The organism is Methylobacterium sp. J-077 (genome assembly GCF_022829365.1).
Classification (GTDB): Bacteria; Pseudomonadota; Alphaproteobacteria; order Rhizobiales; family Beijerinckiaceae; genus Methylobacterium.
Window position 1 is genome coordinate 1 of the sequence record NZ_JAKSYJ010000121.1, and the last position, 15,591, is coordinate 15,591.

General features: G+C 71.5%; 15 protein-coding genes, 1 tRNA gene and 1 pseudogene. 8 read left to right on the forward strand and 9 right to left on the reverse strand.

The window, feature by feature from the left end; translation table 11 throughout:
- Together MKL11_RS14950 and MKL11_RS14955 are read right to left on the reverse strand one after the other, a co-directional pair.
- Positions 1–317: pseudogene (locus tag MKL11_RS14950) on the reverse strand (peptidase C14); the annotation flags it as partial.
- A gap of 33 nt (positions 318–350) precedes the next feature.
- Positions 351–427 (reverse strand) — tRNA-Arg (locus tag MKL11_RS14955).
- Positions 428–646: 219 nt separating this feature from the next.
- On the opposite strand from MKL11_RS14955, the gene MKL11_RS14960 reads away from it, so the two are divergent.
- The 3 genes from MKL11_RS14960 (at position 647) to MKL11_RS14970 (ending at position 2,724) form a co-directional block, all read left to right on the forward strand.
- A complete protein-coding gene (locus MKL11_RS14960) occupies positions 647–1,735 on the forward strand; it encodes an acyltransferase family protein (RefSeq protein ID WP_243944743.1) in 1,089 nt (362 codons plus the stop codon).
- A gap of 81 nt (positions 1,736–1,816) precedes the next feature.
- On the forward strand, positions 1,817–2,245 hold the full coding sequence (locus tag MKL11_RS14965; RefSeq protein WP_243944744.1) for an RNA polymerase sigma factor region1.1 domain-containing protein: 429 nt from the start codon (positions 1,817–1,819) through the stop codon (positions 2,243–2,245).
- An 89-nt stretch (positions 2,246–2,334) separates the two neighbouring features.
- Positions 2,335–2,724, forward strand: coding sequence for a phage holin family protein (locus MKL11_RS14970; protein ID WP_243944745.1), 390 nt, complete (start codon positions 2,335–2,337; stop codon positions 2,722–2,724).
- A gap of 40 nt (positions 2,725–2,764) precedes the next feature.
- Here MKL11_RS14970 and MKL11_RS14975 read toward each other — a convergent pair whose 3' ends face one another.
- The 4 genes from MKL11_RS14975 to MKL11_RS14985 all read right to left on the reverse strand — a co-directional run bounded on the left by MKL11_RS14975 (position 2,765) and on the right by MKL11_RS14985 (position 5,225).
- Positions 2,765–4,285: an HWE histidine kinase domain-containing protein gene (locus MKL11_RS14975; protein ID WP_313900755.1), complete on the reverse strand. Its 1,521-nt coding sequence runs from the start codon at positions 4,283–4,285 to the stop codon at positions 2,765–2,767.
- A complete protein-coding gene (locus tag MKL11_RS33400; protein ID WP_313900756.1) occupies positions 4,246–4,509 on the reverse strand; it encodes a hypothetical protein in 264 nt (87 codons plus the stop codon). The genes MKL11_RS14975 and MKL11_RS33400 overlap by 40 nt, the downstream gene beginning before the upstream one ends.
- A 6-nt stretch (positions 4,510–4,515) precedes the next feature.
- Positions 4,516–4,845, reverse strand: coding sequence for a hypothetical protein (locus MKL11_RS14980; RefSeq protein WP_243944746.1), 330 nt, complete (start codon positions 4,843–4,845; stop codon positions 4,516–4,518).
- A 155-nt stretch (positions 4,846–5,000) separates the two neighbouring features.
- Complete coding sequence (locus tag MKL11_RS14985) at positions 5,001–5,225, reverse strand: hypothetical protein (protein ID WP_243944747.1); 225 nt, start codon at positions 5,223–5,225, stop codon at positions 5,001–5,003.
- 697 nt (positions 5,226–5,922) lie between these two features.
- Here MKL11_RS14985 and MKL11_RS14990 point away from each other — a divergent pair.
- Complete coding sequence (locus tag MKL11_RS14990; protein ID WP_409565863.1) at positions 5,923–6,153, forward strand: DUF6894 family protein; 231 nt, start codon at positions 5,923–5,925, stop codon at positions 6,151–6,153.
- 190 nt (positions 6,154–6,343) lie between these two features.
- Here the strand turns inward: MKL11_RS14990 and MKL11_RS14995 are convergent, their stop codons facing one another.
- On the reverse strand, positions 6,344–7,207 hold the full coding sequence (locus MKL11_RS14995) for an SMP-30/gluconolactonase/LRE family protein (RefSeq protein ID WP_243944749.1): 864 nt from the start codon (positions 7,205–7,207) through the stop codon (positions 6,344–6,346).
- 70 nt (positions 7,208–7,277) lie between these two features.
- On the reverse strand, positions 7,278–8,591 hold the full coding sequence (locus MKL11_RS15000) for a sugar MFS transporter (protein WP_243944750.1): 1,314 nt from the start codon (positions 8,589–8,591) through the stop codon (positions 7,278–7,280).
- Positions 8,592–8,762: 171 nt separating this feature from the next.
- Here MKL11_RS15000 and MKL11_RS15005 point away from each other — a divergent pair, with 171 nt between their 5' ends.
- From MKL11_RS15005 to MKL11_RS15015, 3 genes are all read left to right on the forward strand, one after another.
- Positions 8,763–9,914, forward strand: coding sequence for an aldose epimerase family protein (locus tag MKL11_RS15005; protein ID WP_243944751.1), 1,152 nt, complete (start codon positions 8,763–8,765; stop codon positions 9,912–9,914).
- A 174-nt stretch (positions 9,915–10,088) separates the two neighbouring features.
- Positions 10,089–11,219: an aldose epimerase family protein gene (locus tag MKL11_RS15010; RefSeq protein WP_243944839.1), complete on the forward strand. Its 1,131-nt coding sequence runs from the start codon at positions 10,089–10,091 to the stop codon at positions 11,217–11,219.
- Positions 11,216–13,015 (forward strand): IlvD/Edd family dehydratase, encoded by a 1,800-nt coding sequence (locus MKL11_RS15015; RefSeq protein ID WP_243944752.1) that lies wholly within the window; start codon positions 11,216–11,218, stop codon positions 13,013–13,015. The genes MKL11_RS15010 and MKL11_RS15015 overlap by 4 nt, the downstream gene beginning before the upstream one ends.
- A 34-nt stretch (positions 13,016–13,049) precedes the next feature.
- Here the strand turns inward: MKL11_RS15015 and MKL11_RS15020 are convergent, their stop codons facing one another.
- Positions 13,050–13,790: a FadR/GntR family transcriptional regulator gene (locus MKL11_RS15020; RefSeq protein WP_243944753.1), complete on the reverse strand. Its 741-nt coding sequence runs from the start codon at positions 13,788–13,790 to the stop codon at positions 13,050–13,052.
- A gap of 145 nt (positions 13,791–13,935) precedes the next feature.
- Here MKL11_RS15020 and MKL11_RS15025 point away from each other — a divergent pair, with 145 nt between their 5' ends.
- On the forward strand, positions 13,936–15,543 hold the full coding sequence (locus MKL11_RS15025; RefSeq protein WP_243944754.1) for an aldehyde dehydrogenase (NADP(+)): 1,608 nt from the start codon (positions 13,936–13,938) through the stop codon (positions 15,541–15,543).
- Positions 15,544–15,591 lie beyond the last annotated feature (48 nt).

Below are 15,591 nucleotides of genomic sequence, written 5' to 3' on the forward strand. Positions count from 1 at the left end.
GTCTGGCCGGACGGCAGCTGGATGTTGACCCAGCCGCCCTGGCGGCCGAGTTCGGTGAACAGGGTATCGGGTCCGAGGCGCGCGAGACGGACGCCTTGGGTGCCGCTCGGCAGGCTGCGCAGCGCCAAAAAGTTGTCGCCGTAGGGATCGAGGCCGACCGGGTAGCTGAAGGCTTCCTGCTGGACCTGGGCCAGCGCTGGCCAACTCGCGACAACGGCGAGGACCGCGGCCGCGGACAGAAGCAGACGAAGAGGCGGGAAACGACTAGGCGGAGACCCGATGCGGTGACACTCTGGTGACACCGCCGGTCTTTGCATCAGGGTTGATCCCTGCTAAGTCATTGAAATGATTGGCGCACCCGACACGATTCGAACGTGTGACCTTTGCCTTCGGAGGGCAACGCTCTATCCAGCTGAGCTACGGGTGCTAGCCGCGCCGATTTCCTAACCCAACCGCGCCGCCAGCGCAACGGCTTGGGCGTGCCTGGGGCGTCGAACGGCCTTCGCGAGCTGTGTCGGGTCGGACACCGCAGCGCGGCGCCGCCGGGGTGCAGCACGAAGGCCGTCGGGTGTTGCCCGGGCGGCCTTGTGTTGGCGCGCCGTTTCCCTGCCCCTGGCGGATGTTCAGGGGATCACGGGGCGGGCGGGTGTCGCAGGCGGTCGGCGGGGGAGACCGGGGCGCGAACAATTTCGGTTCGCTGCGCGTACTCTTCGCAATCCTGGTGGTTCTCTCGCACGCACCGGAGCTGGCGGACGGCAATCGTTCGCGCGAATGGCTCACGCAGGTGTTCGGCACGCTGTCGCTCGGCGAGATCGCGGTCGACGGGTTTTTCCTGGTCAGCGGCTACCTGATCACGGCGAGCTACCGCGCCAAGCGCTCGTTCTCCGACTACGTGCTGCGGCGGGCGCGGCGGATCTATCCGGGTTTCGTGGCGGCGTCCCTGGTCTGCATCGCCGTCGTCGCCCCTCTGGGCGGCGGGGATGTCGCGGCGGTCTCGCCGATGGAGACCGTGCTGCGGCTGTCGCTGCTGCTGATGCCGGTGGTCCCGGGCGCGTTCGAGGGGCTGCCCTACCCAATGCTCAACGGCGCGCTCTGGACGATTCCCTGCGAATTCGGCTGCTACCTGCTGCTCGGCCTGGTCGGCACCGCGCGCGCCCTGCGGCGGCGGCGGCGCTACCTCGTCCTGCTGGCCGGCCTCGGGGGGCTCCTGGCCCTGCGCCGGCTCTACCTGCCGGTGGGCGCGCCGGGAGACGGTCTCGGCACCCTGTCGGAGATGATCCGCCTGACCTTCATGTTCTGCTGCGGCGGCGCCTTCCGGCTGTTCGGCGACCGGATCGCCTATACCGGCTGCGGCGCGGCCCTCGCCGTCCTGCTGCTCCTGCCGCTCATGTTCAGCCCGGCGCTGGCCGAGCCCGCCTTCGCGGTCCTCGGCGGCTACCTGATCTTCTGGTTCGCCCTGGCGGTGCGCCCGAACGCCCTCAGCCGCATGACCGCGCAGGTCGACGCCTCGTACGGGCTCTATCTCTACGCCTGGCCGATGCAGAACCTGCTAGTCGCCCGGCTTCCGGGCCTCTCGCCCTGGACGGCCGCGATCCTCGCCCTGGCGGCGGCCATCCCCTTGGGCTTCCTGAGCTGGTACCTGGTGGAGAAGCCGATGCTCCCGCGCCGGCCCGGCGGGTCCGGGAGCCGGGAAGCCGGCGACGCGCTGACGGCCGCGCCCGCGCTGCGCCCGTGATCCTTCGGTAACCGCCGCCGGCGTTGCGGGTTTTCGAGGAGGAGCGCCGGTCGTAGGGGCCGCGCGGTGGTTGAGGCGGCGATGGCGCAGACGATCGATCGCGGGACGCTGGACCGGCTGATCGCCCTCGGCCGCGCGCGCGGTGAACTCTCGGCGCAGGACCTGGAGGCCGCCTTGCCGGTCGACCGCATGGATGTCGACGCCCTGGTGCTGGTGATGCTGGAGCTCGACGCCGCCGGGGTCAGCGTCGAGCCGGAGGCGTTCGGGCCGCCCGTGGACCGGCCGATCCCGGGATCGCTGACGCTCCCGGAGCAGCGCCCCGGGACGCTGCCGCCGGCTCCGCCCGCGGCCGGGACGGGAGCCCCGGCCGTGCCGGCGGAGCCCGCGCCGCATCGGCCCGCCACCCCGCCCGAGCAGGATCCGGACGGAAGCCGGGACGTCACCCGGGCCGTCGCCCTGGCGGGTCTCGCCACGCTGCTCGTCCTCGGCGCCGTGCTGCTGATGCTGTGAGGCCCTGCCGGGAGGCTCCGGGCCGGAACGCATCCGCGGCCGGCCCCGTTGCCCCCGGCCCTGGCGGACCAAGAGGACGAACCCCGACCATGCGTCACCGCGCCGACACGACCCTGGCCCTGCTGGTCGCGGCCCTGCGCGAGAGCGCGGCGCATATGGAGGCGCTGCTGACGCTGGCGCGGACCGAGCTCGACGGCAACCTCCGGGCCCTGGTGTCGCTGATCGCGATCGTGGGCACGATCCCCGTGCTGCTGATCGTCACCTTCTTCCTCGGGCTCGACGCGGTGGTGAAGCTGCTGGCCCTGCCGTTCGGCTCCGAGGCGCCGGCGGCGCTGATCGTCGCGGCGCCGTTCCTGATCGTGGCGCTCGGGCTCGGCTGGCTCGGCCTGCGCCGGATGGCGCTCTCGAACCTGGAGCCGTGGCGGACCTGGCGGCAGGTGAAGCAGGACGCCCGCGCGGTGGCGCGGCCCCGGGCCTGAGCCGCGGATCGGTCCCGCCCCGCCCGGGAGCCGGCACGGTTTATCGCGTCGGCGCCAGGATCGCGCTGAGGCCCGGCTCGAGCGGCACGTCGAGGTGGCAGCGCAGGCCGTCGGCCTCGAAGGCGAGGTCGACGAGGCCGTCGAGTTCGCGCCGCACCCCGCCCGAGATCAGGCGCGTCCCGAAGCCGCCCCGGACCGGCGGCTGCACCGGCGGGCCGCCGCTCTCCTGCCAGGTGAGCCGCAGGCGCGGCGTCCCGCCCTCCGTCATCGCGAGGGACCACGAGACCCGCACGCGCCCCCCCGGCGCCGAGAGCGCACCGTACTTGGCCGCGTTCGTGGTCAGTTCGTGTATCGTCATCCCCAGGGCCAGCACGTGCCGGGGGGACAGGGAGATTTCGGGGCCGTCGAGGCCGATCTGGTCGCCGCCCGTGCGATAAGGGTTCAGCTCGTTCTCCAGCACCTCGCGCAGAGAGGCGCCGCTCCAATCCTCGCGGGTCAGGAGATCGTGGGTCTTCGACAGCGCCAGGATCCGCGCCTCCAGGACGCCCTCGGACCCGCGGGACTGGCGGGCCAGCGCCTGCACGGTGGCCAACGTGTTCTTCACCCGGTGGTTCAGCTCGTGCAGCATCGTCACCTGCTGTTCCTGCAGGGCGCGGCCGTGGCGGATCTCGGCATGCAGCGCGTCGGTGTTGCGCTGGAGCGCGACCGCCATGGCGTCGAGCTTGCCCCCGAGGCGGCCGAACTCCGTCGCGCCGCGCAGGCCGGTGCGGACGGTGAGGTCGCCGGCCTGCCAGGCGGCCGCGATCCGGAGCAGGCGATCGATCGGGCGGCGGATGAACATCCGTCCGGCCAGGAGCGCCGCCGCCAGCGCCAGCACCGCGCCCAGGGCGATCAGCACCAGCCCGCGGCGCGTGGCGGCGTCGATATCCGCAAACGCCGCCGCGCTGTCGCGTCCGACCACCAGGCGCACCCCCGCGAGCGGTCCGCCCGGCATGGCTGTGGCGATGATCCGCGTGCGGCCGTCGAGGCCTTCGGCGATGCGCACGTCGCCGTCCCCAGCCGTCCGCATCGCGGCGCGTTCCGGCGGAATCCGTTTGCCGATCCAGTCCGCCCCGTTCGGGCGCTGCGCGATGATGAGGCCGTCGTTATCCGTCACCGTGATGGCCGTCTCCGTCTGGTGCAGCGTCTGCTCCAGGTGGTCGGACAGCCAGTCGAGATCGACGGCGGCCAGAAGGACGCCCGTGGCCGGGATAGCCGTCGCGGCGATGCCTGTCGCGGTTTCTTGCGCCGCATCGGCCGCGGGCACCACGCGAGCGAAGTGGATCGACGGCCGTTTCGAGACGATGCCCAGTGCGTAGCCGCCGACTGCGAAGCCGTCCGCCTCAAGGGCGCGGCGGTGATAGGCCCGCGCCCCGCTCGAATAGGCCCCCGCCGCCGAACCGGCGCTGTCGCAGATCACGGCGCCGCCCGGATCCGTGAGCGCGAGCAGGATCACGTGCGGGAGCCGGGCGGCAGATCGCTTCAAATAGGCTTCACAGGCGGCGGGGTCGCGGGTCCGCACGGACGGATCCCCGGAGATGAGGTCGAGGGCCTGCCGCATCCGCTCCGAGAGCTGGACGAAATCCTCGCGGCGCCCCGGACGGTGGCGAGGGCGTCGGCGCGCACCGCCGCGTCGCGGCTCGTCCGCAGGGCGACCTCGTTGTAGCCCTGGATCACCAGCGCCGGGGTCAGCGCCAGCAGCACCAGCAGCAGGATGCGCGTGGTCAGCGACAGGGTCAGCGACATGGGCGGTCAGTCGCGGCCCGCGCCGGCACGAGCGGCCTGGCGCGCGGCCAACCCGGGATCGCCCGGAACCTCCACGATCAGGTCGCGCAACGCCGACTCGTCCTCTCCCACGCGCACGGTGTGGCCGCGCTCGGCCCGGTGCCGTTCGGTCAGGCCGGCCGTCGCCGCCTCGGGCGCCCCGACGCCGGGGTGCCGCGACAGATAGAGCTTGGCCGTCCTGCCGCAAGCCGAATCCGCGTGGATCCGGCCCTGTCCCGCCGGCGGCTCGGCCAAGCCGGCGATCATCGACAGGCCGGTTCGGAACGGCAAGGCTCCGGCGGCGATCACCGGTCTCACGGACTGCGGATCGCGCGGCATCGGCCGGACACAGCCGGCGCCAGGGCAGACGCGAGATCGAAGGCCGTACGCCGACTCATGCCGGCCTTGTTGCAGAACCGGCGGACGCTCGCCAGCCCGCACACGGGCCCGGCCTCGAAAGGCGGCAGCTTGCCTTAAGGCTCGCGACCGCGCGCACCGCCCGCGACGGGGCGCAGATGCAGGAAGCTGCGCTCGCCGGTGGCGGCCTCCGCCACGTGCTGGATCGTGTCGAGCAGCTCGGTCACCGCCTGCGGCGCGTCGGGGCGGAACTGTGCCTTGGGCTCGACCCAGCGCTTCCGCGTGTGCCGCGCGGCGATCTGCGCTTCGCTCAGCGCATCGAAATCCCTGCGTCGAACCATGGCTCAGCCCTCCGTGCGGGATGTTGTCCGCGCATGGTTGACGAAAGGTTAACGCGCCCGGCGCGGGGAGACTGCCGGGCCGCGGGGGAGGGGGCGGCGCACCGCCCTACATCGGGGACGGCCCGCCAATAATCCGCAGCAGCCGGAGCAGCACCGCGCGGATATGCGCGCGAAGGTGGGTGGTTTCCGCCATGCGTCGACCTACGGCGCGCAGGCGCGCGAAGTTTCAGGAACACGCCATTTCGACGGGCGTCGCTACGCAAAAAGGTGGCCGTGCGCAGAGCCCACGCGCCCGCCCACCGCCCAAGGGCGTATTGCGACGACGCCCTCAACGCGCCTGATCTCTTGGTATCGATGGCGTACTGATCTTTGAAAGTACGGTCCTGATATGCGCCCGCACCCGCTCTTTGCTGCTTGAACTGTTGGCCGTGCTCTTCGCGGCAGGCGGCTCATCGGCGGTCGACATGGCAAGGCCCCGAGATCAAGAGCGCCACCTGTTCGGGCCACGGAGACGTGGTTGGGTGGGCTATGGTCGAGAGCTATAATAAATCGCCTGTTTTAAACATGGTCATTATTGTAGTGCCGATGATCGATGCACGTTTTAGCTATGTTAAGGTTTATTGCAGCCGGCGTTCGTTGCGGCTGCGCGCAGGACTACGTAGCGGGTTCGTGCCCCCGTCAGGGGGCCAGCAGGAGGATGTCGGTGCCGGAGCGCTTTTACTTCGATGTCGAGAACGGCCGGGAGCGGATCCGGGACGAGGCAGGCGTCGAGGCCGAGAGCCTGGAGGAGGCTCTGGCCGAGGCGCGCAGCGTGATCGAAGAGATGGCGGCCTCCGTGAGCGGCACGGCCGCGGCCGGCGCGTCGTGGACGCTCGTGGTGCGGGACGCCGCCGGGTCTGTGGTCGGCCGCCTGCCGATCCGTGCGTGAGCGCGCCGCGATCAAAGAACCCGCCGCGGCATGGGCCGGGCGGGTTGAAGGTGATCTCGTCTCGGAGAATGCCCGACCCTAGGCGCCGCGCCCCGTCGATGCATCCCCCATCCGAGGGACGCCTGCCACACGATTCAGCGAGCCGGCGGGTCCGTCGACGCGAAGCGCCCCGCCCGGAGGATCGAGGGCGTCAGCCCCCGAACGCCCGCAGCGGCAGGCCCGCCACGCCGACATCGAGCTCGAACAGCGCCCCCGCATTCGTCTCGTGCTCGACGCCCCGCGACGCCGAGGTGACGAACAGCCGGTCGAGCCCGGGCCCCGCGAAGGCGCAGCTCGTGATGTTGGTGGCCGGGAGCGGGATCGCCCGCAGGAGGCGGCCCTCCGGATCCACCCGGCTGATCCGGCCGGCGCCCCAATGGCCGATCCACAGGCAGCCATCGGCATCCGTGGTCATCCCGTCGGGCCAGCCCCAGGCCTCGGGGAAGCGCAGGAATTCGCGTTTGCCCGACAGGGTCCCGTCGGCGGCGAGGTCGAAGGCGAAGACGGTCCGGGCTGCGCTGTCGCTGTGATAGAGGATCCGGCCGTCGCGGCTGAAGGTCGGGCCGTTGGCCACGCCGTAAGCGCCGTCCATCCGCCGCCAGGTCAGGTCGGGATCGAGCCGGTGCAGGGCGCCCGAGATCGCGGTCTCGGCCTGGTGCATGCTCCCGGCCCAGATCCGGCCGGCATGGTCGACCTTGGCGTCGTTCAGGCGGTTGTCCGGATGGTCCGGCTCCGGGTCGCCGATCGGCGTCACGCTGTCGGCCTCCAGGTCGAACAGCGCGAAGCCGCTCTTCAGGCCGATCACGAAGTCGCGCAGGCCGGCGCGGGGGATGATCCAGCCGATCGGCTCCGGGAACGGCCGCGTGCCGGTCGCGCCGCTCCCGAGGTCGAGCCAGCGCAGGGCCGGCGCCTCGATATCGACCCAGAACAGCCGCCCCCGCTCCGGCACCCAGACGGGGCCTTCACCGAGCCGGTCGCGCTCGGCGCGGGCGACGATGCGGAACTGTGCTTCCATGGATTGTCTTGTCCAGTCCGGCGACGGGGCACGGCCCGCCGCCTGGTGCGGCTTCGCGGACGGGGGCCGATCAGGCGCGGTCGGAGGCGGCCCGGCCCGGCCGGCTGCCCCACAGGGCGAAGAACAGGACGTAGAGCTCGCAGGCAGCCGTGATCAGGAAGGAATGCTGCAGGCCGAACCGGTCGGCGGCCCAGCCCTGCACCACGACCAGGGAGCCCCCGGCGATCGCCATGATCAGCAGCCCCGCGCCCTCCTCGGTCAGGGGCCCGAGGCCGCGGATCCCCAAGGTGAAGATCGTCGGGAACATGATCGCGTGGAACAGCCCCACCGAGATCAGCGCCCACATCGCCAGCGGCCCCGTCGCGAAGGTCGCCACCAGCATCACCGCGAAGGCCGCGATGGCGGCACCGGCCAGGATGGTCTCGGCGGAGCGCCCCTGCATCAGGTAGCTGCCGACGAAGCGGCCGATCATCATCCCGCCCCAGAGCAGGAACAGGTAATGCGCGGCCTGCGTGTGCGTGAGGTCGCCGATCTCCGGCTGCGAGACGAAGTTGATGAACAGGTTCGAGACCCCGATCTCGGCGATCAGGTAGATGAAGATCGCCGGCACGCCGAACACGAGGTTGCGGTGGCGCCAGAGCGACAGCTTTCCGCGCTCGGCCTTGGCGGCCTGCTTCGCGCCCCCGCCCCCGCCACCGATGGCGGGGAGGGGGAAGCGGGCGATGACGGCAGCGAGGACGACGAGGATCGCCGCCACGATCAGGTAGGGGAGTTGCACCGACTGCGCGTCGGCCAGCCGCTCGGCCGGGCTCAGGGTGGTGCCGGCGGCGAGGTTGCCCGAGGCCGAGCGGCCGAGGATCAGGTAGCCGCCGAACAGCGGCGCCAGGGTCGTTCCGAACGAGTTGAAGGCCTGGACGAGGTTGAGGCGCGCCGGGGCGCTCTCCGGCGGCCCGACCACCGCCACGTAGGGGTTGGCGGCGACCTGGAGCAGCGTGATGCCGGTGGCGATCACGAACAGAGCGGTGAGGGTGATCGCGTAGGACACCGCGTGCGAGGCGAGGACCATGCCGAGGGTGCCCAGCGCCATGATGCCGAGGCCGACCACCAGGGCCCGCTGGTAGCCGATGCGCGCGATCAGCTTCGCCGCCGGGATCGACGCCACGAAATAGGCGATGAACCAGACCGACTCGATCAACGTGGTCTGCGTGTAGCTGAGGTCGAACACGCTCCGGAGATGGGGCAGCAGCGTGTTGTTGATGACCGTGATGAAGCCCCACATGAAGAAGAGGCTCGCGAGCAGCGAGAGGGCCGGGCGGTAGCTGCCCTGGTCCCGCGTCGCCGTCCCAGCCGCGGGCGATCCGAAGCTCGCGATCGGTGCTGCCATCAAACGTTTCCTCTCACCGGAGCCGCCTTGCCAGGGCCCCTTGTTGTGGAATTTATTTGTAGGAGTATATAGCGCCCTCGCGAACGTCAACCGCGGCACCTTCGGGCGGCATCCTCGGCGGGCCGGCGCACGATCGGCAAGGGGAGGGCGAGCATCGCGCCGGGGGAACGGATGCGTGGAGCAGGAGCGGTGGCGCTTGGCGCCTGTGCGGCGATCCCCGTGGCGGCCCAGGCGGCCGAGCCGAGCCGGACCGTGTTCGGCACCCTGCCGGACGGACGCGCGGTCGAGGAGGTGACGCTCGCCAACGGCAAGGGCCTCACCGCCCGGGTGATCGCCTGGGGCGCCCTGTTGCGGAGCCTCGAGGTGCCCGACCGCGCCGGCAAGCCCGCCGACATCGTCCTCGGCCACAACGATCTCGCCGGCTATCTGGCCCAGCCCAACTATTTCGGGGTCAGCGTCGGTCGTTACGCCAACCGGATCCGCGGCGGCCGCTTCACCCTCGACGGCCGGACCTACACGCTGGCCACCAATGACGGCCCCAACGCCCTGCACGGCGGCACTGCCGGCTTCGACAAGCGGCTCTGGACCATCACCGCGGTCGAGGGCGGCGCCACGCCGTCGGTCACCCTGCGCTACGTCAGCCCAGACGGCGAAGAGGGCTATCCCGGCACGTTGACCGTGACCGCGACCTACGCCCTGGACGAGACCGATACCCTCACGGTCACGTACCAAGCCACCACCGACAGGCCGACCATCGTCAACCTGACCAACCACAGTTTCTTCAACCTCGCCGGGGAGGGGTCGGGGCGGTCGATCCTGGGCCACGTCCTGACGATCCCGGCCGAGCGCTACACCCCGGTCGACGCGACGCTGATCCCCACGGGCGCGCATGTCCCTGTGGCCGGCACGCCGTTCGACTTCCGCGAGCCGGCGGTGATCGGGTCGCGGATCCGCGACGGGCGCGACCCCCAGATCGTGCGCGGGCGCGGCTACGACCACAACTGGGTGGTGACCGAGGCCCCGACAGCCGAGCCGCACCTCGTGGCCCGGGTCGAGGACCCCGAATCCGGCCGGGTCCTGGAGGTCGCCAGCAACCAGCCTGGGGTGCAGTTCTACGCGGGCAACTTCCTCGACGCGACCGTCGTGGGCAAGTCCGGCCTGGCCTACCGGCAATCGGATGCCCTGGCGCTCGAGCCCGAATTGTTCCCCGACACCCCGAACCAGCCGGCCTTCGGCTCGGCCCGGCTCGATCCGGGCGCGACCTACCGGAACGTGATCGCCTATCGCTTCTCCGCCAGCGCGGGGCATCGAGGCCACGAATGACCGGTCGCCCGACAGGGCCGCCCTGACCGCGCTCCCTCCGGAGCGCGCCTGATGTCAGCATCGGCCCCGGGACGCGGCGACCGCCCCGGGCACCAGGACCTGACGAGTATGAGTAAACGACCCGGCCTGCGCCGGCAGAGGGAAACGCGGATGCGTCGGTTGAGTTGGTCAGTGCTGTCCGTCTGTGTGGCGATCCCCGTGGCGGCCCAGGCAGCCGAGCCGAGCCGGACCGTGTTCGGCACCCTGCCGGACGGCCGCCCGGTCGAGGAGGTGACACTGACCAACGGCAAGGGCGTCACCGCCCGGGTGATCGCCTGGGGCGCCCTCCTGCGGACCCTCGAAGTGCCCGACCGCGCCGGCAAGCCCGCCGACATCGTCCTCGGCTACGACGATCTCGCCACGTATCTCGACCAGCCGAAACGGTTCGGGGTCAGCGTCGGGCGCTACGCCAACCGGATCCGCGGCGGGCATTTCACCCTCGACGGCCGGACCTACACGCTGGCGACCAATGACGGCCCGAACACCCTGCACGGCGGCACTGCCGGATTCGACAAGCGGCTCTGGACCATCACCGACGTCAAGGGCGGCGCCACGCCATCGGTCACCCTGCGCTACGTCAGCCCGGACGGCGAGGAGGGCTTTCCCGGTACGCTCACGGTCACCGCGACCTACGCGCTGGACGCCGCCAACACGCTGACCATCACCTACCAGGCGACCACCGACAAGCCGACCATCGTCAACCTGACCAACCACAGCTTCTTCAACCTCGCCGGCGAGGGCTCCGGCCGCTCGGTCCTCGACCAGATTCTGACCATCCCGGCAGAGCGCTACACCCCGGTCGACGCCACGCAGATCCCCACGGGCGAGCGTGTCCCGGTGGCGGGCACGCCGTTCGATTTCCGCGAGCCGACGGTGATCGGGTCGCGCATCCGCGACGGGCGCGACCCCCAGATCGTGCGCGGGCGCGGCTACGACCACAACTGGGTCGTGGCCGAGGCCCCGACAGTCGAGCCGCATCTCGTGGCGAAGGTCGAGGATCCCGCCTCGGGCCGGGTTTTGGAGGTCGCCAGCAACCAGCCCGGGGTGCAATTCTATACCGGGAACTTCATCGATGCGACCGTCGTGGGGAAATCCGGTCTGGCCTACCGGCAGTCGGATGCCCTCGCGATCGAGCCCGAATTGTTTCCCGACACCCCGAACCAGCCGGCCTTCGGCTCGGCCCGGCTCGATCCGGGCGCGACCTACCGGAACGTGATCACCTACCGCTTCTCCACCAACTCCGCACACCGGACCCACGACAAATGACCGATCACCCGAAGACCCGGCCCCTGCGCTCGCGCGCCTGGTTCGACAACCCCGACAATATCGACATGACCGCGCTCTACCTGGAGCGCTACCTGAACTTCGGCCTGAGCCTGGAGGAGCTGCGCTCCGGCAAGCCGATCATCGGCATCGCCCAGACCGGCTCCGACCTGTCGCCGTGCAACCGGCACCATCTCGTCCTGGCGGAGCGCGTGCGCGAGGGCATCCGCGAGGCCGGCGGCATCGCCCTCGAATTCCCGGTCCATCCGATCCAGGAGACCGGCAAGCGGCCCACCGCCGGCCTCGACCGCAACCTCGCCTATCTCGGCCTGGTCGAGCTCCTGTACGGCTACCCCCTCGACGGCGTGGTGCTGACCACCGGCTGCGACAAGACCACCCCGGCCTGCCTGATGGCGGCCGCAACCGTGAACATCCCGGCCATCGCCCTGTCGGTGGGGCCGATGCTCAACGGCTGGTACAAGGGCCAGCGCACCGGCTCCGGCACGATCGTGTGGCGCGCGCGCCAGATGCTGGCCGCGGGAGAGATCGACCACGAGGGCTTCATCAAGCTGGTGACCTCGTCCGCCCCCTCCACCGGCTATTGCAACACCATGGGCACGGCGACGACCATGAACGCGCTCGCGGAGGCGCTCGGCATGATGTTGCCGGGCTCCGCGGCGATCCCGGCGCCCTACCGGGACCGGCAGGAGGTCGCCTACTACACGGGCAAGCGCATCGTCGCGATGGTGGCGGAGGACCTGAAGCCGACCGACATCCTGACCCGTGAGGCGTTCCTCAACGCGATCGTGCTCAACTCGGCGATCGGCGGCTCGACCAACGCCCCGATCCACCTGGCCGCGCTCGCCCGCCATGCGGGGGTCGAGCTCGACATCGCCGACTGGCAGACCCACGGCCTCGACGTGCCGCTCCTGGTCAACCTGCAACCGGCGGGCGAGTATCTCGGCGAGGATTATTACCGCGCCGGCGGCCTCCCGGCGGTGGCCGCGCAGCTGATGCGGCGCGGGCTGCTCCACGAGAACGCCCTGACGGTGAACGGGCGCACCATCGGCGACAATTGCCGCGGCGCGGTGATCGAGGACGAGGATGTGATCCGCCCGATCGACCGGCCGCTGAAGGAGGCCGCCGGCTTCCTGGTGCTGCGCGGCAACCTGTTCGACGCGGCGATCATGAAGACCAGCGTGATCGGCGCGGAGTTCCGGGAGCGCTACCTGTCGAACCCCGAGGATCCGGAGGCCTTCGAGGGCCGGGCCGTGGTGTTCGACGGGCCGGAGGATTACCACCACCGGATCGACGACCCGGCGCTGGCGATCGACGACAACAGCATCCTGATCATGCGCGGCGCCGGCCCGGTCGGCTATCCGGGGGCGGCCGAGGTGGTGAACATGCGCCCGCCCGCCTACCTGATCCGCTCCGGGGTGCACGCACTGCCGTGCCTGGGCGACGGGCGCCAATCCGGCACCTCGGCCTCGCCCTCGATCCTCAACGCCTCGCCCGAGGCGGCGGTGGGCGGCGGCCTGGCGCTGCTGCGCACCGGCGACCGGGTGCGGATCGACCTGAAGCGCGGCACCGCCGACATGCTGCTCGACGCGGACGAGATCGCGCGCCGGCGCAAGGCCCTGGAGGAGGCCGGGGGCTACGCCTATCCGGCGTCCCAGACCCCATGGCAGGCGATCCAGCGTGCGAGTGTCGGGCAGATGCACACCGGGGCGATCCTGGAGGGCGCCGAGCGCTTCCAGCGCATCGCCCAGACCAGCGGGCTGCCGCGCGACAACCACTGAACGGGCAGTCCCGCCGCCGCGGCGGCGGGGCTCCTTACGCCTTCAGCGAGAGTTCTGTGTCGGCGAGCGCGAGGCGGACGAGGTCGGTCATCGCCGCGCGCGCCGCCTCGATGTCGCCCGCCACGATCGCCTCGTACAGGATCCGGTGATCCGGCATCGGGTCCCGGGGCAGGGCGCTGCGACGCTGCTTGAAGATCGTCGTCCAAGTCACGGCGGCGGCAATGGAACTTGACAGGGCCATCAGCGGCCCGTTGCGCGCCGCCTCAAGGATCGTGTTGTGGAACGACTGGTCGGCCGCCCGCCCGATCTCGGTGGCGAGGCCGTAGCGGCCCATCTCCTCCAGGGCGTGGCCCATCCGGGAGATGTCGAGGCCCGAGCGCCGCTCGGCCGCCAGGGCCGCCGCCGCCGGCTCGACGATCATCCGCAACTCGAACAGGTCCCGGATGAACGATTCGCTGGGTTCGGCCTCGAAGGCCCAGGCGAGGATGTCCGGATCGAGCAGGTTCCAGCGGCTCCGCTGGGTCACGCGGGTGCCGGTGCGGGGCCGGCTCTCGACCAGCCCCTTGGCGCTCAGGATGCGGATCGCCTCGCGATAGGCGGTGCGCGAGACCTTCAACTGCTCCGAGAATTCGATCTCGCCGGGCAGCACGTCCCCCGGCGCGTACCGGCCGGCCAGGATCGCGATGCCCAGATCGCGCGCGACCGAGCCGTGGATCCGGCGCGAGCCCGAGGCCAGCGGCAGCTTGATGTCCTCGTATCCGGGATCCCCCCTCACCTGCCACCTCCGGTCCGAGCCGCCAGGACGGGGCAGGATCGCCGCGATCGTACCTGGAAGTTGTAGGAGCGCAAGCTCCAACACCCATAAGCATCATAGTGCCGCTAGGCTTGCAGCCGCTGCACAACTGCTCTAAGTTATTTGTATGAGTAAAGAGCTGAGTGCGAGCGCGGGGATTCGCGGCACGATCCTGATCGGCGCCGAGGATGCGACCGCTGCGGATACCTTCCGGGCCGTCGAGGCGGCAAGTGGCGCGACGCTGGAACCGGCCTTCTCGGCCGCCGGCGCGGCCGAGGTCGAGGCCGCCTGCGCGTTGGCGGATGCGGCGTTCCCGAGCTTTTCCGAATCGACCCCCGAGGTGCGGGCCGGGTTCCTGGAAGCCTTGGCCGAGGCCGTGGGCGGTCTCGGCGAGCCGCTGATCGAGCGGGCCGTGGCCGAGACCGGGCTGCCGCGGGCGCGGCTGGAGGGCGAGCGCGCCCGCACCATCGGCCAGCTGCGCCTGTTCGCGAACGTCGTCCGGGCAGGGGAGTGGGTCCAGGCCACGATCGATCCGGCCCAGCCCAAGCGCACGCCCCTGCCGCGCCCCGATCTGCGCCGCCGCCACGTCGGCCTCGGCCCGGTGGCGGTGTTCGGCGCCAGCAACTTCCCGCTCGCCTTCTCGGTAGCGGGGGGCGACACCGCCTCCGCGCTGGCGGCCGGCTGCCCGGTGGTGGTCAAGGGCCACCCGGCCCATCCCGGGACCGGCGAGCTGGTGGCCCGGGCGGTGCGGTCCGCGGTGGCGGCCAGCGGCCTGCATCAAGGCGTGTTCTCCTACCTGCCGGGGCCGTCGAACGCCCTCGGGACGGCGCTCGTCGCCGATCCGCGGATCAAGGCGGTGGGCTTCACCGGCTCGCGCGGCGGCGGCCTCGCGCTGATGCGGGTGGCGGCCGGCCGCCCCGAGCCGATCCCGGTCTATGCCGAGATGAGCGCGGTCAATCCGGTCCTGCTGCTGCCCGGCGCCCTGCGGGCGCGGGGCGCGGCCCTGGCCGCCGGCTTCGTCCAGTCGCTGACGCTGGGGGCCGGGCAGTTCTGCACCAATCCGGGCCTGCTGATCGGGATCGCGGGGGCCGACCTCGAAGCCTTCGCGGAGGCCGCCGCGACGGCGATTCGCGCGAGCGCGCCGCACGCGATGCTGACCGCCGACATCCGCACCCGCTTCGAGCACGGTGTCGCCGAGATGGCGGCGCGCCCGGGGGTCACGGTGGCGGCGCACGGGGATTCTGCCGGGCCGGGGGGCGCACCCGCCGCCCTGCTGCGCACGGACGGGGCGCGGTTCCTCGCGGATCCCGGCCTCGCCGACGAGATGTTCGGTCCCGCGGCGATCCTTGTGGCGGCCGCGGATCTCGCGGAGGCCCATCACATCGTCGCGGCGCTCCCGGGTCAGCTCACCGCGACGCTGCACCTCGACCGCGCGGACGAGCACATCGCCGCCGGCCTGGTCCCGGCCCTGGCCCGCAAGGCCGGCCGCATCCTGGCCAATGGCTGGCCCACCGGCGTGGAGGTCGCGCCCGCGATGGTCCATGGCGGCCCGTTCCCGGCGACCTCGGACGGGCGGAGCACCTCGGTCGGCACCCTGGCGATCGAGCGCTTCCTGCGCCCGGTCTGCTACCAGGACCTGCCCGAGGCGCTGCTGCCGCAGCCCCTGCGCCCCGACAATCCCTGGCATCTCACCCGCAGGGTCGACGGCACCCTCAGCCCGGCCTTCGAGCGCTGACGCGCCGGCGCGCGTCGCCACCTGATTTCGAGCCGGCCCGACGAAGGC